Here is a 20,314-nt window from a genome sequence, read left to right as displayed (position 1 = left end):
GTGGGCTACGCGGCGTCGAGCTCGCGCAGGACCCGTTCACACAGTTCGTGGGTCTCCAGGGCGTCGCGGGCGCTCAGCGGACGGCCTTCGCGCACGGCGTCCAGGAACGCCAGCACGCTCTGCTCGATGCCTCGCTGACGGGCCACCGGAACCCAGTCGCCGCGCCTGCGCACGCTCGGCTGCCCCTTGTGGTCGATGACCTCCGCGAGGTTCAGCACCTCGCGCTTGGAGTCCTGGCCGGAGACCTCCAGCCGCTCCTCGGTCGAGCCGCTGAGCCGGTTCATCGCGCCGATGGCGGCGAAGCCCTCGCCGGACAGCTGGAGCACGACGTGGTGCAGCAGTCCGTCGACGAGCCTGCCGCTCACCACGGTGCGCTCGACGGGGCCGGGCACCAGGAAGCGCAGGGTGTCCACGACGTGGATGAAGTCGTCGAAGACCATGGTCCGGGGATCCTCGGGGAGCCCGACCCGGTTCTTCTGCATGAGGATCAGTTCGCGCGGGTGCTCCGCGCACTGGGCGTATCCCGGCGCCAGCCGGCGGTTGAAGCCGACGGCGAGACCGGTGCCGCGCGCCTCGGCGAGCTCGACCAGGCGCGTGGACTCCTCCAGCGTGTAGGCGAGCGGCTTGTCGACGTACGTGGCGACGCCCGCTTCGAGCAGCCGGCCGACGATCTCGGGGTGGGCGGCGGTCGCGGCGTGCACGAACGCGGCGTCGAGCCCCTGGGCGAGCAGTGAGTCCAGGTCCCGGTGGCAGCGTTCCGCCGGAATGCGGTGGGCGGCGGCGACCGAGTCCAGGGTGGCCGGGTTGCGGGTCTGCAGGTGGAGTTCGATGCCCGGCAGAGCGCCGAGCACCGGCAGGTACGCCTTCTGCGCGATGTCCCCGAGCCCGATGCAGCCGACCTTCACAGGGTGTTCCTCTCGCTGGTCAGCGCCGTGCGCCGCGAGCGTCGGGAGGGCCCGGCCGCTACGCCGCGGGCGCGTCCGTCGTCGTCCCGGCAGCATACGTGTCCCCCGGCGGCCGCCAGTCGGCGATCCCGTCGAAGGTGCGCAGGACGAGGCCGGGGCCGAGGCGGGAGACGGCCGACATCAGGAAGTCGCGCACGGCGACGGCCGGGGCGCCGCTGAGGCTCATGAGCCGGGAGACGCGGTCGGCCTTGCGCACGACGGCGGCGGTACGGGGCAGCCGGTCGGCGGTGTACGCGGCGAGACCCGCGCCCAGGTCCCGGCCGGGAGCCGTGTGGTGGGCGAGCACGATGCCGTCCTCGATGGCCTGGTTACCGCCCTGGCCGAGAGTGGGGGCCATCGCGTGGGCGGAGTCCCCGAGCAGCACGGTGCGGCCCCGGTGGAAGGCGGGCAGTGGACGGTCCATCCGGTACACGTCGTTGCGCAGGATCTCCCCCGGTGCGGCGGCCGCGATGATCTGCGGGACCGGGTCGTGCCAGTCGCCGAAGCGGCGCAGGAGTCCGGCTTTTTCGTCGTCGTCGGCCCGTGCTCCGGCGGGCGCGGTCGCCGCCGCGTAGGCGTAGATCCGGCCGTCCTTGAGCGGCTGGGTGCCCCAGAGGGCGCCGCGCCCCCAGGTCTCGTGCGGCGCGAAGGGCCGCTCCGGGGCCGGGACGACGACGCGCCAGGTGGTGAAGCCGGCGTAGGAGGGGCCGGGGGCGTCCGGGAAGAGCGCGGTCCGTACGGCGGAGTGGATGCCGTCGGCGCCGATGACGAGTTCGGCCTCGATCGTCCCCTCCGGCGTGGAGACGACGGCGGGGGCGCCGCCCACCGTGCCCGGATCGGTCAGGCGGGCCGGGCAGCCGGTGCGGACGGCGGAGGCGGGGAGCCGGGCGGCGATGCGGTCGATGAGGACGGACCGGTGCACGAGGACGAGCGGACCGCCGAACCGTTCGGCGGCGGCGGTGGCGTCGGTGCGCGCGAGCCAGCGGCCGGACGGCGCGCGCATTCCGCCCTCGCCCTGCCAGGCGGCCAGGGACCTGATCTCGTCGCCGAGCCCGACGACGTCGAGCGCCCGTTGGCCGTTGGGGGCGAGGGCGATGCCGGCTCCGACCGGCTCCAGGGAGTCCGCGCGTTCGAGCACGGTGACCTGCCAGCCGGACCGGTGCAGGGCCAGGGCGGCGGTGAGTCCGCCGATCCCGCTGCCGATGACGACCGCACGGGGCATGTCCATGACTTTCCCTCCGCCGCAACTACACCTGTAGTGACCCGCCCAATGTACTACACCTGTAGTTGCACCGGTAGGTTGCTCCCATGACCGCACGCCCCACCGGCTCCGACCGGGCCGATCTGATCGCCGACGCCGCGCTCGCCCTCCTCGCGGAACGCGGTATGCGGGGGCTGACCCATCGCGCGGTGGACGAGCGGGCCGGGCTGCCACAGGGCTCCACGTCCAACCACACCCGCACCCGGCAGTCCCTGCTGGAAGCCGCGGTGCGACGACTGGCGGAGCGGGAGGCCGGTGTCCTCGCCCCCGGCGGACTCCCGGCGGGCGGCGGCACCGACGAGCTGGTGGCGGCGCTCGCCCGCGCCCTGCACCGCTATCTGACGCACCACCCGGAGCTGCTCGTCTGCCGGTACGAACTGGCGCTGGAGGCCACCCGGCGCCCCGGGCTGCGGGCCTTCTTCGACGCGACGGGCCTGCAGTTCCGCACGCCGCTGGTGGCGCTGATGACGGCGGCCGGTTCACCGGAGCCGGAGCGGCACGCGCTGTCCCTGGTCGCCTGGTGCGAGGGGCTGATGTTCTCGTGCGCGGCCGGCTCGTACCACCGCTCCGTACCGAGCGAGGCGGAGCTGCGCACCGGCTTCGACGAGTTGCTGCGCGGGATGCTGGGGCACTGACGCGCAGGGCGGCGGCGCGGGCTCGGGGCGGCGCTCGGGGCGCGGTGCTGACCGGTGTCACTCGTGCGGGCCAATTGCCGTGTACGGACTCACGGGCCGGTCAGCGGCGCCCCAGAGTTGATCAGGTGCAACGAACGAGAACCACCGTGAAGCTCCTGGCCGGCCTCGCCGTCGCGGCCCTGTCGGGGTGTGTGTCCGTCCAGCCGCAGCCGGCCGCCCCGCCGCGCTCCGAGGTCAGCCGGCCGGCGCACCACCTGGCCCCGCAGATCGCCCGTTCGCCGGTCCACGACACCCTGGAGGCCGTGCCGAAGGCGGAGCGCTCCCCCTCGGCCTCGCCGTCCGGCGCGCACCGACGCCACCGCCGCCGCCGAACGGTTCGGCGGTCCGCTCGTCCTCGGCGCCCGCCCCGCGCCCGCCCCGCAGAGGCGCGCCCGCCGCTCCGGCAGCAGCCCCGGCCCGCACCCGTCCGTCCGCTGCCGCGCCGGATTCCCCCGGCCGTCCCCGCGCCGGCCCTGCCCGCGCCCGGCGGCGGAACCGGGGTGTGCGCCCTCGGCAGAGGCTACGGCCACTGGCCGGCGGGCAGCCCGCAGTCCCGTATCTGCGACCACACCTACGGCCGGTGACGCGGCGCAGGTGACGGCCTGACCGGGTCGGCCGTCACCACTCGCGCAGCCGCCGCTCCAGCCGGCCGATCGCCGCCCGGACGCCTCCCCCGTACCCGTCGTCCGCGCCGTCGTCCGCCAGTACCACCGAGGCCGCCCGAGCCCGTTCCAGATGGTCCCGGGCGGCTGCCGGGCGCTGGAGCTTCACATAGTCGGCGGCGAGGTTGAGGTGCAGCGAGGGGTAGAAGGCCCGCACCGCGAGGGCGTCCCGGTGCCCGGCCACGCGCTCGTCGGCCAGCGCCCGTGCCGCGTTCAGTGCCCGCAGGTCCCAGGCCAGCTCGTCGGCCGGGTCGTCCTGCGTATCGGCCAAGTAGTGCGCCAGCGTGCACCGGTGCAGGGCGTCGCCGTCGTCACCGATCTCCGACCAGAGCACGGTGAAGCGGTTGCGGGCCTCCTCCCGGTCGCCGCCGTGCAGCAGCATGACCGCCTGGCCGATCCTGGTCATGAAGACGTCCTCCGACATCTCCCGCTGCTCCGTCACCACGGCCTCCCTCACCACGCGCCCGCACCCGCCGGCCGGCCGGGCGTCGGATTCGACGCTAACCGCCGGGACGGGCGGGCGCGTGGAGGCTCGGGGCCATCAGCCCAGGTCGGGGATGCGCCAGTCGATGGGCTGATGGCCCTGCTGGGCGACGGCCTCGTTTATCTGGCTGAACGGCCGGGAGCCGAAGAACTTCTTGGCGGACAGCGGCGAGGGGTGCGCGCCCTTCACCACCACATGGCGCTCGGTGTCGATGAGCGGGAGCTTCTTCTGCGCGTAGTTGCCCCAGAGCACGAAGACCGCCGGGTCGGGGCGGTCGGCGACGGCCCGGATCACGGCGTCGGTGACCTTCTCCCAGCCCTTGCCCTTGTGCGAGTTGGCCTCGCCCGCGCGGACGGTGAGCACCGCGTTGAGCAGGAGGACGCCCTGCTCGGCCCACGGCATGAGGTAGCCGTTGTCCGGGACGGGCAGGCCCAGCTCCTCCTTCATCTCCTTGTAGATGTTGCGCAGCGAGGGCGGGGTCTTCACGCCGGGCCGCACGGAGAAGCACAGGCCGTGGCCCTGGCCCTCGCCGTGGTAGGGGTCCTGGCCGAGGACCAGGACCTTCACCTTGTCGTAGGGGGTCGCTTCCAGGGCCGCGAACACCTGCTCCCGGGGCGGGTAGACCGGTCCGGCGGAGCGCTCCTCCTCGACGAACTCGGCGAGCTCCTTGAAGTACGGCTTCTGCAGCTCTTCGCCGAGGACGCCGCGCCAGGACTCGGGCAGCAGGTCGGTGTCGGTCACGTGAACAACCTCCGGTAAGCAATCCGTTCTTGCTCCCAGAACCTACCGGGCGCCACTGACAACACGGTCCGCGAGCGGGCCGCGGAGGCCCGCCCGCGCGGGGGAGCTACCAGCTGGCCTTGCGGTACAGCTCCCACATCTGCATGACGGTCTGCGGGTCGAGGGCGCGTTCGCCGCCGCCGATGTCGTCGCCCGCAGCCACGTACAGCTTGCCCTGCCACAGCGGCAGCAGCCGCACGTCGTCGACCAGGATCTTCTGTGCCCGCTCGAACTCCTTGCCGACGGCGCCCCGGTTGCTCACCTTGCGGGACTGGGGCAGCAGCTGCTTGGTGATCTCGTCCTTGACGTACGGCATGCCCGTGACGCTGTTCTTGCCCACGAACGGGGCGATGAAGTTGTCCGGGTCCGGGAAGTCCGGGAACCAGCCGCGGCCGAAGACCGGGTACTCGCCCTTGGTGAAGCCCTCCTGGAAGGTCTTCCACGGCCTGTGCTTCAGCGTGATGCGGAAGAGTCCGGAGGCCTCCAGCTGGCGCTTGAGCTCGTCGAACTCGGGCGCCGTCGACGATCCGTACCGGTCGGTCGTGTACCAGAAGGTCATGGCGACGGGGGTGGTGATGTGCGCGTCGGCCAGGATCTGGCGGGCCTTCTCCTTGCTGGGGTTGCCGAAGGTGTCGAAGAAGCTGGTCGCGTGCCCTGCGATGCCCTTCGGGACCATCGAGTACAGCGGCTCGGCCGTGCCCCGGTAGACCTTGGCGACGAGCGCGTCCCGGTCGATCAGCTGGGCTATCGCGCGCCGGACGGCCGGTTTCCCGGCGGCCGGGTCGTCCGGGTTGAAGACCAGGAAGCGGATGTCGGCGCCGGTCGACTCGACGATCTGGAGATCGCTGTTCTTGCCGCTGTCCTCGATGCTCACGACGTCCTCGGCGGACAGACCGCGGTAGGTGGCGTCGATCTCGTTCTTCCTGAGCGCCTCGACCATGGTGCTGGACGTCTTGAAGTACCGGATGGTGACCGCGTCGTTCTTGCGGTCGGCGAACCCCTTGTAGTCGGGGTTCTTCACGAGTTCGGAGCGGTCGCCCTGCTTGTAGGAGTCCAGCAGGTAGGGGCCGGAGCCGGTGACCTTGCCGTCGGTGCGGATCTTGTGCTTCGAGTAGGCGCTCGGCGCGACCAGGGACATGGCCGGGGTGGCCAGCACGAAGGGGAAGGTGGCGTCGGGCTTCTTCAGATTGAAGATGACGACGTCGTCGCCCTTGGTCTCCACGCGGTCGAGCGAGCCGAGCATGCCGACGGGCCCGCCCTTGACCCCGATCTGCGAGATCCGGTCGATGGAGTACTTGACGGCCTCGGCGTCGAGTTTGTCGCCGTTGGAGAACTTCAGCCCCGTGCGGAGCTTGCAGCGGTAGGCGGTGCTGGTGCGGTCGGTGAACCGGCACTCCTCGGCCGCGTCCGGCTCGGGCGTCGTACTGCCGGTCGGGAAGCTCACCAGGGTCTGGAACACGTTGCGCATGAGCTCCCAGGAGCCGTCCCAGGCCGCCGCCGGATCCAGGGTCGAGGGCTCACTGGTCGTCCCGACGGCGAGCTTCTGGTCCACGTCCGAGCCGTCGCCGGGCAGCAGCCCGCAACCGGCCAGCAAGGACAGGGACGCAAGGGCTGCAGCGACCTGCAGACTGGCCCGGTAGAACACGTGCACGCTCCTCGATCAGCCATGGGTCGGCAGACCATACCGCAGCGCCCCGCCAGGTCAATCCGTCGGCCCGGCGGGGCACTTGAGGCAATCGCGGCCATATCGGCCCAGGCCGATCTCAGCCCACTCCGGCATTCAGGAAAATGCCGCCGTCGACCACCAGGGTCTGGCCGGTGATCCAGTCCGACTGGCTGGAGGTGAGGAAGGCGGCGGCGCCGCCGATGTCCTCCGGCACCCCGAGCCTGCCGAGCGGGTAGGCGGCCGCCGCCTCCGCCTCGCGGCCCTCGTACAGCGCCTGCGCGAACCGGGTCTTGACCACCGCCGGGGCGATCGAGTTGACCCGGACCACCGGCGCGAACTCGTGCGCCAGCTGGAGGGTCAGGTTGACCATGGCCGCCTTGCTCATCCCGTACGCGCCGATGAAGGGCGAGGCGGAGACGCCGGCGACCGAGGCGATGTTGACGATCGCCCCGCCGTTCTCCTTCTGCCAGGCCTTCCAGGTCTGCTGGGCGAAGCCGAGCGCCGAGATCACATTGGTCTCGAAGACCTTGCGGGCGACGTTGAGGTCGAGCTCCGCGATCGGCCCGAAGACCGGGTTGGTCCCGGCGTTGTTGACCAGGAAGTCGACCCGGCCGAACGCCTCCATGGTGCGGGCGACGGCCGCCGCCTGGTGCGCCTCGTCGTGCGCCTTGCCGGCGACGCCGATGACCCGGTCGGCGCCGAGCGCCTCGACGGCCTCCTTCAGGGCGTCCTCGTTGCGTCCGGTGATGCACACCCGGTCGCCGCGCTCCACGAGCGCCTGCGCGATGCCGTAGCCGATGCCCCGGCTCGCGCCGGTGATCAGCGCGACCTTGCCGCTGTCCTGCTCAGTCATGATGTCCGCAGCCCTTCGGTTCAGTTGAGCGGTCCGCCGGCGACGTACATGACCTGGCCGGAGACGAAGCCGGCCTCGTCGCCCGCGAAGAAGGCGATGGCGTTGGCGATGTCGTCGGGGACGCCCACGCGCTGGACCGGGATCTGGGTGGCGGCGGCCGCCTGGAACTCCTCGAAGCCCATGCCGACCCGGGCGGCGGTCTGCGCGGTCATCTCGGTGACGATGAAGCCGGGCGCGACGGCGTTGGCGGTGATGCCGAACTTGCCGAGCTCCTTGGCGAGGGTCTTGGTGAAGCCCTGGAGGCCCGCCTTGACCGCCGCGTAGTTGGCCTGGCCGCGGTTGCCGAGGGCGGAGGAGGAGGACAGCGACACGATCCGGCCGAACTTGGCGTCCACCATGTGCTTCTGGACGGCCTTGGCCATCAGGAACGCGCCCTTGAGGTGCACGTTCATCACGGTGTCCCAGTCGGACTCGCTCATCTTGAAGAGCAGATTGTCGCGGAGCACGCCCGCGTTGTTGACGAGGATGGTCGGGGCGCCGAGCTCGGCGGCGACCCGCGCGACGGCGGCTTCCACCTGGGCGCTGTCCGACACGTCGCAGCCGACGGCGAGTGCCTTGCCCCCGGCGGCGGTGATCTTCTCGACGGTGTCCTTGCAGGCCGCCTCGTCGAGGTCGAGTACGGCGACGGCGCGGCCCTCGGCCGCAAGACGTACCGCGGTGGCGGCGCCGATGCCCCGGGCCGCTCCCGTCACGATGGCTACGCGCTGCTCGCTGGTGGACATGCTTGGCTCTCCTCGCCCTTGGATAGCGGCTCAGCGGACGTCGGGGCGCTCCCGGAGAGAACCGGCCCGATGGCTGAGCAACCGCTTAGTACCTTCAGCAGACGAGACGCTAGAAGCCCTGGCACCCGGTGTCAACGGCCCACGGGCGCAGCGGCGCATGTCACACTCCGCCGGGCCGCCGTCACACGGTGCGCGGACGGCGGCCCGGGGTGCGTGTCAGCGCACCAGCAGGTCGAGCAGCCGTTCCACCTCGGCCTCGGGATCGGTGGTGAGGCCGCTGTGCACGGGTCCCGGCTGTACGACGGTGGAGCGGGGCGCGATCAGCCAGCGGAAGCGGCGGCCCGCGTCGTCGCCGGCGGCCTGGCCCGCGTCCGTACCGCCGCGGCAGACGCCCTCAACGGCGTGCAGTGCGGCCCGGACCCCGGTCACGTCGGCGCCGGGGTCCAGCGCCTTCAGCTTGGTCTCGTCCAGCTCGGTGCGGGCGGCCACGAAGCCCTTGGCACGGCAGTAGACCACCACGCCGGCGTTGAAGCACTCCCCGCGCTGGACACGGGGTACGACGCGCAGCAGCGCGTACTCGAAGACATCGCGCTCGTTCATGCCCGGCCGCCCTTGTCGCTGTCCGTGAGGTGGTGGCGCGGGGCGAGGCGCTCGGTGATCCAGCCCGGGGCCTGGGAGGGTTTGTCGGGGGTGGGCGCGTCCATGACGATCCGCTCGTGGATGGTGGCCGCCCGCGCGAGCAGCGCGTCCACGTAGGCCCGGCGCAGCTGGTCCGTCGAGTCGAAGCCCGGCTCGTCCACCAGCCACTCGTCGGGGACGTCGGCGGCGACCTCGGCGAGGAGGCCGGGCGTCACCAGCGGGGCGAGTTCGGCCGCGGCCGTCGCGATGTCGGGTCCGAACGGGGCGAGCGCGTGGTCGGAGGCGTTGTACGGCTTGGCGGCGGACGCCTGGGCGCCGGGCCAGTTGTGGTGCCAGATCATCGTGGCGCCGTGGTCGATGAGCCAGAGGTCGCCGTGCCAGACGAGCATGTTCGGGTTGCGCCAGGACCGGTCGACGTTGTTGATCAGCGCGTCGAACCAGACGACCCGCCCGGCCTCGCGCGGGTCCACCTCGTAGGCGAGGGCGTCGAAGCCGAGCGAGCCGGGCAGGAAGTCCATCCCGAGGTTGAGCCCGCCGCTGGCCTTGAGCAGCTCCTGCACCTCCTGGTCGGGCTCGGCGAGCCCGATGACGGGGTCCAGCTGGATCTGCACCAGCTCGGGCACGCGCAGCCCGAGCCGGCGCCCGAGCTGCCCGCAGATCACCTCCGCGACCAGGGTCTTGCGGCCCTGGCCGGCTCCGGTGAATTTCATGACGTACGTGCCGAGGTCGTCGGCCTCGACGATCCCGGGGAGCGAGCCGCCTTCACGCAGGGGCGTGACATAGCGGGTCGCGGTAACCTCTGTCAGCATTTCGCCAGGCTACCCACCCCTCGGGCCGGGCCGTCCGGGGCGGCTACCGCTTGGCGGCCACGAATCCCCACTGGTCGACCGGGTCTCCGACGACCGGCTCCTCGGGGCGCCAGAGGCTGATCGAGCCGAAGCCCGGCTCCACCAGTTCGAGCCCGTCCGCGAAGGCGGCGATGAGCTCCTTGGGACGCGAGACGTACGGCATGGCGCCGCCGCTGGCGTATTCGTCGGACCCCGCCTTCGTCTCCGTGGTCTCGATGGTGTCGCACAGCATCAGGTAGCTGCCCGCCGGCAGCGCGTCCAGGTAGCCGTGGAGCAGCGCCGCGGCCTCCTCCGAGTCCGCCACGTGCCCCAGCGTCGAGAGCACCATCACGGCCACCGGCCGGTCGAGGTCCAGGGTGCGGGCGGCCTGGCGCAGCACCGCCTCGACGTCCCTCAGGTCCGCGTGCACATAGTCCGTGGCGCCCTCGGGCCGGCTCGTCAGCAGGGCCTGGGCGTGGGCGAGGACGATCGGGTCGTTGTCCACGTAGACGATGCGTGCCGTCGGCTCGACGGCCTGGGCGACCTCGTGCGTGGCGTTCGCCGTCGGCAGGCCCGTGCCGAGGTCCAGGAACTGGCGCACCCCCGCCTCGGCAGCCAGATGGCGCACTGCTCGGGCCTGGAACGCCCGGGAGGCGCGGGCTATCCCGATGATCTGGGGGAACAGCTCCTCCATCGTGGCGCCGAGCCGGCGGTCCACCTCGTAGTTGTCCTTGCCGCCCAGCCAGTAGTTCCACACCCGCGCCGAGTGCGGCGTGCCCGTGTCGAACCCGTCCACCGCCACCTGGTTGCCCTGCCCGTCAGTCATCGGCCCTCTTCGCCTCGTACGACGGCGGCACGGACGACTCCGTGCCGCGCAGGCCCATGCTTCCTCACGAGCGACGTCCGCACCAGCTCGACGGGAGGCAACTCCCTTACGGGAAACGGGTTTCGGAGCGGGCCGGCGGATTCATGGGGCGCCCCCGACGAAGTCGGAGGCCGAGCCGGTCAGGGTGGTGGGGGCGGCCATGGCGGTGCCCAGGACAAACGTCGCGGTGAACAGCACGGTCGCGATGAGCTTCTTCACAGTCTCTGCATTCGTAGGAGCGAGCGAATGGGCGGGTGGAGGTGAATCGTTCCTTCGAGTCACCGGTGAGGGTGAGACGGGCCGGAGAACCCTTTCTTCTCAAGCCCTTTCTCTTCCAGTTCTTCCGCGGGTTCGGGCGACAGACGGTCATCGGTCCAGAACTGACGCAGCCCGAGCGGATACCGGATCTCCTCGAACCTGTCCGCTTGCGGGTCGTGCCCGCTTTCGTCGGAGGCACTCGGCACCGGGGCGGACCAAGCCTCTTGCTCGATGTCCTCCAGACGCCGGCAGAAGTCGACGTGCAGCTCGTCCATCGTGTCGTAGAAGCTCTCCAGCAGAGAGAGCATTTCCTACCTCCTGCAATCGCACCGGACACGCAGGGTGTTCGATCGTGATCATTTTCGGGATTCCAGAGTCCCCAACGACTTTCATCACCGAAGGGAACGATCCATACGGGTGACCCCACCCGAAAGTGACACACAGGCTGCCGACTTGTGCCCGGCGCCTCGTCGCCGGGCCCCGAGGGGCGCGGCCGATCGCGGACAGTGACGGCACGCGTGCATCGGCGTTTCGGCCAACCGGTCCCCACCCGCGAGGCCTTGCGCGGCAAGGGGCGTGCGGTGCGCAGCGACGCCGGACCGCTCAACCCCGGCACATCCGGCCCGTCCGAAAGAGCAGGTGCTCGACAGCGCTGCGGCGTCGTTGAATACGCCGAGCGGGAGCCGCGCCCGTGAACGCCCCCACCACACGAGGAGCAGCACGTTGACATACACCACGCGCGATGAGTGGGACCGGCACTTCGGCGACGGCAAGGGGTTCCGGCCGGTCGGTGAGCGCGAGCGCGAGCTGTTCGCCGAGCACGCCCCTGTCCCGGAAGGCGGTGGCCGCGCGCTCGATGTGGGCTGCGGCACCGGCGAGTTGGCCGTCCTCCTGGCTTCGCTGGGTCACACCGTGGACGCCGTCGACTTCGCCGGCAACGCGCTCGGGCGGGCCCGCGAGGAGCACGCCGGTGTCGAGGGCGTGCGGTGGCTGCCGCTGGACATTGAGCGCGACGACCCGGCCCCGCTGCACGAGGAGGGGTACGACCTGGTCGTGCTGCGGCTGACATACCCGTTCCTGAAGGACCGCGGTCGCGTCGTGCACGGGCTGGGTGAGCGGCTGAGGGAGGGCGGTGCTCTGATCGTCGTCACGCCGGTGGTGGAGCACACGCCGGAGGAACGGCGCGGGATCGCCCTGGACGAGGAAGAGATCGCCGTACTCGCCGCCGGCTGGCGGATGGTGGAGCGGCTGGACGCCGACGGCCTGGCCTTCCTGGTCCTGCGCGGCCCCGGCCACACCGGCACCCGAGCCGTCGAGAAGAGCCCGACGACGGGCCATGCGCTGACCGGCGCCCTCGCCGTCGTCACCGATGACGCCGGCCGGGTCCTGCTCGGCCGGTCCCGGCGCGGCATGCTGGAGCTGCCCGGCGGAAAGACCACCGGGGCCGAGGGCTTCGCCGCCGCGGCCGTGCGTGAACTCGCCGAGGAGACCGGGCTGGTCGCCGAACCGGCGGACGCGCATGTGGTGACCGTGCTGGTCGACGACAGCCACGGCGTTCCACGGCTCACGGCCGTCGTCCGGATCAACGCCTGGACGGGCACCCCGGCGGTCCGGGAGGAGAAGCTGTTCTCCCGCTGGGAGTTCTTCGATCTGCACGCCCTCTCCTGCGCCGGCCCCGTGTTCGTGCCGGCCGCCCAGGCGCTGGACGCCGTGTGGCCGGGGGTCGTTCCCGGCCTGCCGTCCGTGGTCTCCTACCCCGTCGTCGGCGAGCAGCCGCCCGTGCCGGGTGAGCCCGCCGAGGCGGTCCGGCTGCGTCATGCGATGGCCGGGACGGTGATCGGCGGCGGCTGGGCCCCGTCCGAACGGGTGCGCGACGCGCTGCGGACGGTGCCCCGCCACCGCTTCGCCCCGGAGGTACCTCTCGCGATCGCGTACGACGGCGGCGACCGGGCCGTCGTCACCCGGCGCGACGGGGTGGGGGTGGCGATCAGCTCGGTGTCCGCGGCCTGGCTCCAGGCCGACATGATCGAGAGCCTGTGCCCGGAGCCGGGCGCGGTCGTGTTCGAGGCGGGCTCCGGCGGGTACAACGCCGAGCTGATCGCGCATGCCGCCGGGGCCGCGGGGCGCGTGGTGACCGCCGACATCGACCCGTGGGTGGTGCGCCGCACCCGCCGCTTCCTCACGGAGGCGGGCAGCGGGCGGGTCACCGTCGTCGAGGGGGACGCGGCACTCGGCGCCCCCGCCCACCTCGTGCCCCGTGGCGGCTTCGACGGCAGCATGATCACGTACAGCTGCTGGGACGTCTCGCCGGCCTGGCGGGAGCAGCTGGCCGAGGGCGGGCGCCTGGTCCTGCCGCTGGAGATCGGCGGCTACACCCGTGCGGTCGCCTTCGAACGCCACGGTCAGGTGCTGGAGGCCCGGCACTTCACGTACTGCGGCTTCGTCCGGGACCAGGGACAGCAGGCACGCGCCATCCCGTCCGCCGCCCTCCTCGACGGTGAACTGACGCTTCGCTTCGAGCACGGCACCGCCGCACCGACGGCGGGCCTGGAGGAGGCGCTGCGCGGGCCCCGGCACGACCTCGCCACCGGCATCACCATGGGGGCGAACGCCTACTTCGGCTCCCTTCAGCTGTACGCGGCCACCACCCTGCCGGCCTTCGTCCGGCTGCACGCCCATCGGGACACCGGCGTCACGGCCCTCTCGAAGGGCCGCGACGCGCCGGCCGTCCTCGGCGAGGCCTCGTTGGCGTACCTGACCCATGTCCAGACCCGGCACGGCGAGCTGCCGGAGGACAAGGAATGGGAGTGGGTCGTCCACGCCTTCGGGGAGCAGGGCCCGCGGCTCGCCGAGCGGCTCGCGGCCACGGTGCGGGCCTGGGACCGCCACATCCGGGCCGAGGACAACGACCGGCACGCCGAGCCCGTCCTGACCCTCCATCCGGCCGGTACGCCGGATGAACTGCTGCCCGCCGGGGACGTCCTGGACAAGGAACACTCCCGCCTCGTGTTCCGGTGGCCGGGCCGGACCGGACACCTCCCGGCCCCCGCGCGTCACTCCGGGACGGTCGCCGCGACGGCGGGAGAGTCCTGACCGTCCGGCTGCGCCGGGTCCCGCGCACCGTGAGCGGTGCGCGGGACCGGGCGTCAGGCGACGTACGTGGCGTTCTGGGCGGTCGTCAGTGCCTTCTGGCCGTCCGCCCGGGTGAGCAGGCCGGCGGAGACCCAGCTGTCCACCGTGGTCCGGACCCGGTTCACCAGGGCGTCCTTGGAGGCGAACGGCGCGGCCGACCAGATCTCGTCCAGCAGGGTGGTGCCGTCCGCGCGGGCCGGGTTGGTGGCGCCCGAGTCGGTGCCGCCGAAGGCCAGGCGGGGTTCGGCGCGCCGGACGTAGGCGTGGGTCGGGTCGGTGGTGCCCTCGTGGAAGGGGGCGAACTCGACGCCGTCCAGCGTGTAGTGCAGGGGCTTGCCCGCCACCGGTGTCAGGGAGGGGAGCAGGTCGCCGGAGAGCGCGGCGTTGCGGTACAGCCCGGCCGGCAGGTAGGTGGTCGAGGAGTGACGGCCCACCAGGTTGACGGGTCCGTGGAACAAGGTCTGGAGGGAGGGATCGTCCAGGGCCTTCTCCACCCGGAGCCGGAAGGGGATCTCCACCTTGACGACATCGCCCTCGGTCCAGGTGCGGCTGACGGTGAGATAACTGCCGGGGACCGGTGTGCCGCCGGCTGGGGTGCCGTTGACGGTCACCCGGAATCCCGCGGTCGCCCAGGCCGGCACCCGTAGTTTGAGGTCGAAGGCCGCGGTGGAGCCGCCGATGGTGAGGGTGGTGCCCTGCTCTCGTGGGTAGTCGGTCGTCTGGACGACGGTGACGCCGCGTTCCGCCCAGGTCAGGGTGGAGGCGCTGTAGAGGTTGACGTAGAGGGCCTTGCCGTCTGCGCGCGCGAAGTAGACGGAGTCCTGGTACTTGGTGGCGCTCTCCATGCCGGTGCCCTCGCAGCAGGTGGTGCCCTGCTTGGGGGTGTAGTCGCGGACATGGCCGGGCGACAGGCCGATCAGGTAGGTGACGAGCGGCTTCTCCGCGTCCGCCCGGTCCTGCTTCGAGCCCAGGATCTGGTTGTACAGAGCGCGCTCGTAGTAGTCCATGTACTTCGGGTTCTGGTCATGGAAGAACAGGGTGCGGCTCAGCTTGAGCAGGTTGTACGCGCAACAGGTCTCGGCCGTCGTCGCGCTGATCGTTCCGGCGATGACGTCCCGGGCCTTCCAGAACTCGCCCTGGCTCGTGCCGCCGATGCCGTACATGCGGTGCGGGATGACCATGTCCCAGAAGTTCTTGGCGGCGGTGAGGTACCGCTCCTCGCCGGTGGCGTCGTACAGGCGGGCGTAGCCGGTGAAGATCGGGATGTGCTGGTTGGCGTGCAGGCCGTGGAGGACGTCGCTGCCGGCCGCGCAGGCGTCGATGAGGCGGTTGAGGTCGAACAGGCGGGCCAGCGCCAGGTGTTCGGCCTTGCCGGTGAGGGCGTGCACGTCCACGATCGCCTCGACGATCCCGCCGAACTCGCCGCTGGAGAAGATGCCCCACATGCGCTGGAGGGTGGCCGCCGGGAGCTTGGAGAGCCGGGAGTGCATCCAGTCGCAGAGCCCGGACGCGAGGTCGAGGGCCCGCGCGTCGGCGGTGGCGAGGTGGGCGTCGAGCAGACCGCGCAGGATCTTGTGGGCGGTGTAGTAGGGGGCCCATACGCGCGTGTAGTCGCCGTTGGTCATCGATTCGAGTTCGATGAACTGGGTCTCCGGGTAGGCGGCGAGGAATCCCGGGTGGCTCGGGGCGCCCCAGGTACGGCGGAGGGTCGCGTGCAGGCCGCGGCCCGAGGCGTCGGTGAACGTGCCGCCGGTGGTCTCGAAGAAGTCGTACGAGGCGAGGTTGCCGCGCCCGGCGGCGGATTCCGGTGCGCGCCGGGTCTGCAGGGCGGTGATCTCGGCGGCGGTCAGCGCCCTGGACCAGAGGTTGAACTCGTCGAAGGCGCCCGCGAACACGGGATCGGACGCGAAGTGGGAGCGGCCGAGCCAGTGGTCGGCGAGGGTGCCGAGGGCAGCCGGGCCGAGGCTCATCGAGGTGTTGCGGGCGACGGCCGTCCCGTTGACGTACAGCGTGCCGGTGTTGCCGCCGATCGTGACGGCGAGGTGGCTCCACTGGTTCAGGGGCAGCGGGGCGCTCCCGGTGAGCGACTGTTCGCCGCCGGGTCCGTTGGTCGTGATCGCGAACCGGGGGACGCCGTTCGCGTCGCGGGCCGCTAGGTACAGGTAGCGGGTGGTGTCGTTGCCGAAGTCGCAGACCCGGGCCCAGTTGTCCGCGTGTGTGGGCCTGATCCAGGCGGAGAGGGTGAGCGCGGTCCCGGTGCCGAGGACGGTGCCGGGCAGGTCCACGTACTGGTAGGAGCCCCGGACGTTGTCCTGCCCCGTGCCGAACTTTCCGGGGACGGCGAGCATCCGGGGTTCGTGGCGCAGCGCCTCGCGTACGTCGGTCAGCGCGCCGACCATGGAACGGATCTTGTCGGCGTGGGCGATGTCGCCGGTGCTCGCGCAGGCCTGGGAGAGCATGGTGAGGAAGTGGCCGGTGTAGTGGCCGCGCAGATTGCCGTTGGCCTCGCCGTCCAGCCCCTCCCAGCCGCCGGGTGCGACGGCGTCGCCGGTCGTGAGGCCGGCGTTGGCGCGGAAGACCTGGAGGAGCCGGTTCACGTCGTAGCCGCGGGCGTGGTCGAGCATCAACTGCCGCTTGCCGGCGAAGAGTCCGGAGCCGAGTGCGACGTCCTGGAGGGCGAAGGGGCGGACCGTCCAGGCGGACGGCACGGGGAGGGCCGGGGCGGCCGCCGCGCGGGGTGCGGCGGCGGCCGCCGACGGAGGGAGGGCCGTTCCGATGGCGGGTGCGGCCGCCGTGAACACCGCGGCTTGCAGCAGGGTGCGCCTGGAGAGGGCTGGGCTCATGGGTGTGCGCTCCTCGTCTCGTCGTCGGGTGACGGGGTGGTCCGGTGGGGGCGGACGCTGTTCCTCGGTGTCGCACGGACGTGTGTGCTCTTCGGGCCGGGCCGCTCTACCGCCGCTGTCGCACGATGAGGCGCTGGAGGACGATGAAGGCCAGCAGGAGGGCGCCGATGACGATCTTGGTCCACCAGGAGCTGAGGGTGCCCTCGAAGGAGATCAGCGCCTGTACGGTGCCGAGGACCAGCACGCCCGCCATCGAGCCGGCCACATAGCCGACCCCGCCGGCCAGCAGGGTGCCGCCGATCACGACGGCGGCGATGACGTCGAGTTCCATGCCGACGGCGTGCAGTCCGTAGCCGGAGAGCATGTACAGGGCGAACAGCAGACCGCCCAGGGCCGAGCAGAAGCCGCTCACCGCGTAGACGCCCACCTTGGCCCGGGTGGTGGGCAGCCCCATCAGCCGTGCCGAGGTCTCGCTGCCGCCGACCGCGTACACGGTGCGGCCGAAGCGGGTGAGGTGGAGGACGTACACCGCCGCGGCCACCACGGCCAGGGCGACGAGCACGCTGTAGGTGACCGTGACGTCGCCGGGCAGTTCGATCGTGCCGGTGGCGAAGTCACGGAAGGCCGTGTTGTCGATGGACACCGACTCGACGCTGATGAGGAAGCACAGCCCCCGGGCCAGGAACATCCCGGCCAGGGTGACGATGAACGGCTGCACGTCGAAGTAGTGGATGACCAGGCCCATCAGCAGGCCGAGGACCGTTCCGGCCACCAGGACGGCGAGTACGGACAGCAGGGGCGGCCAGCCCGCCCGGAGGGTGGACGCGGCGATCATGGTGGACAGCGCGGCGACGGCGCCCACGGAGAGGTCGATGCCGCCGGTGAGGATGACGAAGGTCATGCCCACGGCGAGCACGATGAGGAAGGCGTTGTCGATGAAGAGGTTCGCGACCACCTGGCCGGAGGCGAAGTCCTGGTAGCGCACCGACCCGGTCCCGAAGGTCACCACGAACACCACGAGGGTCGCGACGACGGGCAGGAACCGCTGGGGAAGGCGGAGTCGGACGGATGCGAGGGCCGATGTGCTCATCCGGCGGCCACCTTCCGGGGTCGGGGTGCGGTAACGGGGGTCTTGCGCCGGCCGCCGATGATCCGGGCCATGCGCGGGGACTGCAGCAGGCATACGGTGATCACCACGACCGCCTTGAACAGCAGGGTGACGTTGGTCGGTACGCCGATGGTGTAGACGGTCGTGGTCAGGGTCTGGATCACGAGCGCGCCGATGAGGGTGCCGCCCAGCGAGTAACGGCCGCCGGCGAGCGAGGTGCCGCCGATCACGACCGCGAGGATGGCGTCCATCTCGATCCACAGGCCCGCGTTGTTGGCGTCCGCGGCGCTGACGTTGGAGCTGATCATCAGACCCGCCACGCCGGCGCAGCAGGCGGCGAACACGTACACGGTCCAGGTGATCGTGCGGGAGCGCACTCCGGCCAGCCTGCTGGCCTCGGGGTTGGCTCCCACCGCTTCGATCAGCATGCCGAGGGCGGTGCGGCGGGTCAGCAGGGCGACCCCGCCGAGGACCGCGAGGCTGATCAGGATGGCGATCGGCAGGACGAGGAAGCCCGCGCCGATCTGCCGGTACGCCGAACTGTCGACGGTGACGATCTGGCCTTCCGTGAGCAGCATCGCGCCACCGCGTCCGGCCGTCATGAGGACGAGGGTCGCGATGATCGGCTGGATGCCGAGCACGGAGACCAGGAAGCCGTTCCACAGCCCGAGCAGCACACACACGGCGAGCGCGAGGAGGATCGCGGTCGGCACGTCTCCGCCGTCGGCGATCCAGGTGCAGCCGATGGCACCGGCGATCGCGGCGACCGCGCCCACGGACAGGTCGATGCCGCGGGTGGCGATCACCAGGGTCATGCCCACCGCGATGAGCATGGTCGGGGCGCCGTTGCGCAGGATGTCGACGAGGCTTCCGTACAGGTGGCCGTCCTGGATGCGCAGGGCCAGGAAGGAGTGCGTGAAGACGACGTTGAGCAGGAGGAGGCCGGCGAGCGCGATCAGCGGCCAGAGCAGACGTCCGCGGATCACGAGGCCACCGCCGCCCCGCTGTGGGCGTCGGCCGCGATGGCCGACATGACGGCGTCCACGGAGACGTCGCCGCCGGACAGTTCGGCCACCTTGTGCCGGTCCCGCAGGACCACGACCCGGTCGGACACCCGTACCACCTCCTCCAGTTCGGCGGAGATGAACAGCACCGCCATGCCTTCGGCCGCCAGTTCGGCGACCACTTTCTGAATCTGTGCCTTGGCGCCGACGTCGATCCCGCGCGTGGGCTCGTCGAGGATCAGGAGCCTGGGCCGGGTCACCAGCCACCGGGCCAGCAGGACCTTCTGCTGGTTGCCGCCCGACAGGTTGCCCATCACGGCGTCGGGATCGGCGGGGCGGATGTCCAGCCGCTCGATGTACTCGGCGACCATCGCCTCGGCGGTGCGGCGGGGCACCGGCCGCGCCCAGCCCCGGGAGGCCTGGGTGGCGAGGATCAGGTTGTCGCGGACGCTCAGATCCGCGACGACGCCCTCGGCCTTGCGGTCCTCGGAGCAGAAGGCGACACCCCTGGCGATGAGCGAGCGCGGCCCCCGGGGCCGGACCGTCTCGCCGCCGACGGTGAGCGTGCCCCGGTCGGCACGGTCGGCACCGCACAGCAGCCGGGCGAGTTCGGTACGGCCGGACCCCAGCAGGCCGGCGAGGCCGACGACCTCGCCCTCGTGGATCTCCAGGTCGAGCGGCTCGATCGCACCGGCCCGGCCGAGGCCCCGGGCGACCAGGACCGGGGCGCTGCCCGGGGCCCGCTCCTCCGAGCGGCGCTCGACCTCGGAGAGGACGCCGAGCTCGCGGCCCAGCATCGCCGACACAAGGCCCATGCGGTCGAGGTCCTGGGGCAGGTACTCCCCCACGAGTGTGCCGTTGCGCAGCACGGTCATCCGGTCCGACAGTTCGTAGACCTGGTCGAGGAAGTGCGAGACGAACAGGATCGCCACACCCTCGTCCCGCAGGACGCGCACGATCCGGAAGAGTTCCTCGACCTCGTCGCTGTCGAGACTGGACGTCGGCTCGTCCAGGACCAGCACCCGCGCGTCCACCACCAGCGCCCGCGCGATCGCCACCAGTTGCTGTACGGCGATGGAATGGCTGCTCAGCACGGAGGCGGGATCGATGGTCAGACCGATCCGGGCCAGGAGTTCCCCGGCGCGGGACCGCATGGCCCTGCCGTCGATGGCGCCCAGCCTGCGCGGTTCGTGGCCGAGCAGGATGTTCTCGGCCACCGACAGGTTCGGGCAGAGGTTGACCTCCTGGTAGACGGTGCTGATCCCGGCGTCCTGCGCCTGGCCGGGGGTGGTGAACTCGACCGGCTCGTCCTTCAGCCGGATGGTTCCGGCCGTCGGCCGGTAGACCCCGGTGAGGGCCTTGATCAGGGTGGACTTGCCTGCGCCGTTCTCACCCATGAGGGCGTGCACCTCACCGGGGAACAGGCGGAAGTCGACGCCCGCGAGCGCCTTGATGCCGGCGAACTCGACGGTGATACCGCGCATGTCGACGACCGGGCTGGCGCCGGCCGCTGGGGAATCGGTCATGACCCG

At 71.7% G+C, this 20,314-nt stretch carries 18 protein-coding genes; 3 read left to right on the top strand and 15 right to left on the bottom strand.

The window, feature by feature from the left end; all coding sequences use genetic code 11:
- Positions 1-5: 5 nt before the first annotated feature.
- Together EAO73_RS28415 and EAO73_RS28410 are read right to left on the bottom strand one after the other, a co-directional pair.
- A complete protein-coding gene (locus EAO73_RS28415) occupies positions 6-905 on the bottom strand; it encodes a Gfo/Idh/MocA family protein (RefSeq protein WP_147974372.1) in 900 nt (299 codons plus the stop codon).
- Between the two features lie 58 nt (positions 906-963).
- Positions 964-2,172, bottom strand: coding sequence for an FAD-dependent monooxygenase (locus EAO73_RS28410; RefSeq protein WP_147974371.1), 1,209 nt, complete (start codon positions 2,170-2,172; stop codon positions 964-966).
- Between the two features lie 80 nt (positions 2,173-2,252).
- On the opposite strand from EAO73_RS28410, the gene EAO73_RS28405 reads away from it, so the two are divergent.
- Positions 2,253-2,840 (top strand): TetR/AcrR family transcriptional regulator, encoded by a 588-nt coding sequence (locus tag EAO73_RS28405; RefSeq protein ID WP_147974370.1) that lies wholly within the window; start codon positions 2,253-2,255, stop codon positions 2,838-2,840.
- Positions 2,841-2,986: 146 nt separating this feature from the next.
- Positions 2,987-3,463 (top strand): hypothetical protein, encoded by a 477-nt coding sequence (locus EAO73_RS28400; RefSeq protein WP_147974477.1) that lies wholly within the window; start codon positions 2,987-2,989, stop codon positions 3,461-3,463.
- Positions 3,464-3,497: 34 nt separating this feature from the next.
- On the opposite strand, the gene EAO73_RS28395 is transcribed toward EAO73_RS28400, so the two are convergent.
- The 9 genes from EAO73_RS28395 to EAO73_RS28355 all read right to left on the bottom strand — a co-directional run bounded on the left by EAO73_RS28395 (position 3,498) and on the right by EAO73_RS28355 (position 11,003).
- Positions 3,498-3,983 (bottom strand): hypothetical protein, encoded by a 486-nt coding sequence (locus EAO73_RS28395; RefSeq protein ID WP_147974369.1) that lies wholly within the window; start codon positions 3,981-3,983, stop codon positions 3,498-3,500.
- Between the two features lie 99 nt (positions 3,984-4,082).
- Positions 4,083-4,766 carry a uracil-DNA glycosylase gene (locus EAO73_RS28390; protein WP_147974368.1) on the bottom strand — a complete coding sequence of 228 codons (684 nt, stop codon included), beginning with the start codon at positions 4,764-4,766 and terminating at the stop codon, positions 4,083-4,085.
- 106 nt (positions 4,767-4,872) lie between these two features.
- On the bottom strand, positions 4,873-6,450 hold the full coding sequence (locus EAO73_RS28385; RefSeq protein ID WP_147974476.1) for an ABC transporter substrate-binding protein: 1,578 nt from the start codon (positions 6,448-6,450) through the stop codon (positions 4,873-4,875).
- 118 nt (positions 6,451-6,568) lie between these two features.
- Positions 6,569-7,324, bottom strand: a complete 756-nt coding sequence (locus tag EAO73_RS28380; RefSeq protein WP_147974367.1) for an SDR family oxidoreductase — start codon at positions 7,322-7,324, stop codon at positions 6,569-6,571.
- 20 nt (positions 7,325-7,344) lie between these two features.
- Positions 7,345-8,106 carry a 3-oxoacyl-ACP reductase FabG gene (gene fabG / locus EAO73_RS28375; RefSeq protein ID WP_147974366.1) on the bottom strand — a complete coding sequence of 254 codons (762 nt, stop codon included), beginning with the start codon at positions 8,104-8,106 and terminating at the stop codon, positions 7,345-7,347.
- 216 nt (positions 8,107-8,322) lie between these two features.
- Entirely contained in the window at positions 8,323-8,706 is a 384-nt protein-coding gene (locus EAO73_RS28370; RefSeq protein WP_147974365.1) for a DUF3037 domain-containing protein, read from the bottom strand.
- The gene (locus tag EAO73_RS28365) at positions 8,703-9,554 is read right to left on the bottom strand and encodes a HipA family kinase (RefSeq protein ID WP_191134258.1); all 852 of its coding nucleotides are present in this window, start codon (positions 9,552-9,554) and stop codon (positions 8,703-8,705) included. The genes EAO73_RS28370 and EAO73_RS28365 overlap by 4 nt, the downstream gene beginning before the upstream one ends.
- A gap of 43 nt (positions 9,555-9,597) precedes the next feature.
- Entirely contained in the window at positions 9,598-10,398 is an 801-nt protein-coding gene (locus EAO73_RS28360; protein WP_147974364.1) for an SAM-dependent methyltransferase, read from the bottom strand.
- A 317-nt stretch (positions 10,399-10,715) separates the two neighbouring features.
- Entirely contained in the window at positions 10,716-11,003 is a 288-nt protein-coding gene (locus tag EAO73_RS28355) for a hypothetical protein (protein ID WP_147974363.1), read from the bottom strand.
- Between the two features lie 415 nt (positions 11,004-11,418).
- Between EAO73_RS28355 and fxlM the strand changes: the two genes are divergently transcribed.
- A complete protein-coding gene (gene fxlM, locus EAO73_RS28350; RefSeq protein ID WP_147974362.1) occupies positions 11,419-13,788 on the top strand; it encodes a methyltransferase, FxLD system in 2,370 nt (789 codons plus the stop codon).
- 53 nt (positions 13,789-13,841) lie between these two features.
- Here the strand turns inward: fxlM and EAO73_RS28345 are convergent, their stop codons facing one another.
- The 4 genes from EAO73_RS28345 to EAO73_RS28330 all read right to left on the bottom strand — a co-directional run bounded on the left by EAO73_RS28345 (position 13,842) and on the right by EAO73_RS28330 (position 20,308).
- Positions 13,842-16,670: a beta-L-arabinofuranosidase domain-containing protein gene (locus tag EAO73_RS28345; RefSeq protein ID WP_147974361.1), complete on the bottom strand. Its 2,829-nt coding sequence runs from the start codon at positions 16,668-16,670 to the stop codon at positions 13,842-13,844.
- A 106-nt stretch (positions 16,671-16,776) separates the two neighbouring features.
- Positions 16,777-17,760 (bottom strand): galactofuranose ABC transporter, permease protein YjfF, encoded by a 984-nt coding sequence (gene yjfF, locus EAO73_RS28340; protein ID WP_147974360.1) that lies wholly within the window; start codon positions 17,758-17,760, stop codon positions 16,777-16,779.
- Positions 17,757-18,764: an ABC transporter permease gene (locus EAO73_RS28335; protein ID WP_147974359.1), complete on the bottom strand. Its 1,008-nt coding sequence runs from the start codon at positions 18,762-18,764 to the stop codon at positions 17,757-17,759. The genes yjfF and EAO73_RS28335 overlap by 4 nt, the downstream gene beginning before the upstream one ends.
- Entirely contained in the window at positions 18,761-20,308 is a 1,548-nt protein-coding gene (locus EAO73_RS28330) for a sugar ABC transporter ATP-binding protein (protein ID WP_147974358.1), read from the bottom strand. Before EAO73_RS28330 ends, EAO73_RS28335 begins: the two co-directional genes overlap by 4 nt.
- Positions 20,309-20,314: the final 6 nt, after the last annotated feature.

The sequence above is a fragment of the Streptomyces sp. col6 genome, from assembly GCF_008042035.1.
Taxonomy (GTDB): Bacteria; Actinomycetota; Actinomycetes; order Streptomycetales; family Streptomycetaceae; genus Streptomyces.
Note: the sequence above shows the minus strand (reverse complement) of the source record. Positions and strands in the feature narration are given on the sequence as shown.

Excerpts from the sequence above, each read along its gene's own strand:
- EAO73_RS28365 (WP_191134258.1), bottom strand. The coding sequence starts at position 9,554 with ATGCTGACAGAGGTTACCGCGACCCGCTATGTCACGCCCCTGCGTGAA.
- EAO73_RS28380 (WP_147974367.1), bottom strand. The coding sequence starts at position 7,324 with ATGACTGAGCAGGACAGCGGCAAGGTCGCGCTGATCACCGGCGCGAGC.
- EAO73_RS28360 (WP_147974364.1), bottom strand. The coding sequence starts at position 10,398 with ATGACTGACGGGCAGGGCAACCAGGTGGCGGTGGACGGGTTCGACACG.
- EAO73_RS28330 (WP_147974358.1), bottom strand. The coding sequence starts at position 20,308 with ATGACCGATTCCCCAGCGGCCGGCGCCAGCCCGGTCGTCGACATGCGC.
- EAO73_RS28410 (WP_147974371.1), bottom strand. The coding sequence starts at position 2,172 with ATGGACATGCCCCGTGCGGTCGTCATCGGCAGCGGGATCGGCGGACTC.
- EAO73_RS28355 (WP_147974363.1), bottom strand. The coding sequence starts at position 11,003 with ATGCTCTCTCTGCTGGAGAGCTTCTACGACACGATGGACGAGCTGCAC.
- EAO73_RS28370 (WP_147974365.1), bottom strand. The coding sequence starts at position 8,706 with ATGAACGAGCGCGATGTCTTCGAGTACGCGCTGCTGCGCGTCGTACCC.
- fabG (WP_147974366.1), bottom strand. The coding sequence starts at position 8,106 with ATGTCCACCAGCGAGCAGCGCGTAGCCATCGTGACGGGAGCGGCCCGG.
- yjfF (WP_147974360.1), bottom strand. The coding sequence starts at position 17,760 with ATGAGCACATCGGCCCTCGCATCCGTCCGACTCCGCCTTCCCCAGCGG.
- EAO73_RS28405 (WP_147974370.1), top strand. The coding sequence starts at position 2,253 with ATGACCGCACGCCCCACCGGCTCCGACCGGGCCGATCTGATCGCCGAC.
- EAO73_RS28345 (WP_147974361.1), bottom strand. The coding sequence starts at position 16,670 with ATGAGCCCAGCCCTCTCCAGGCGCACCCTGCTGCAAGCCGCGGTGTTC.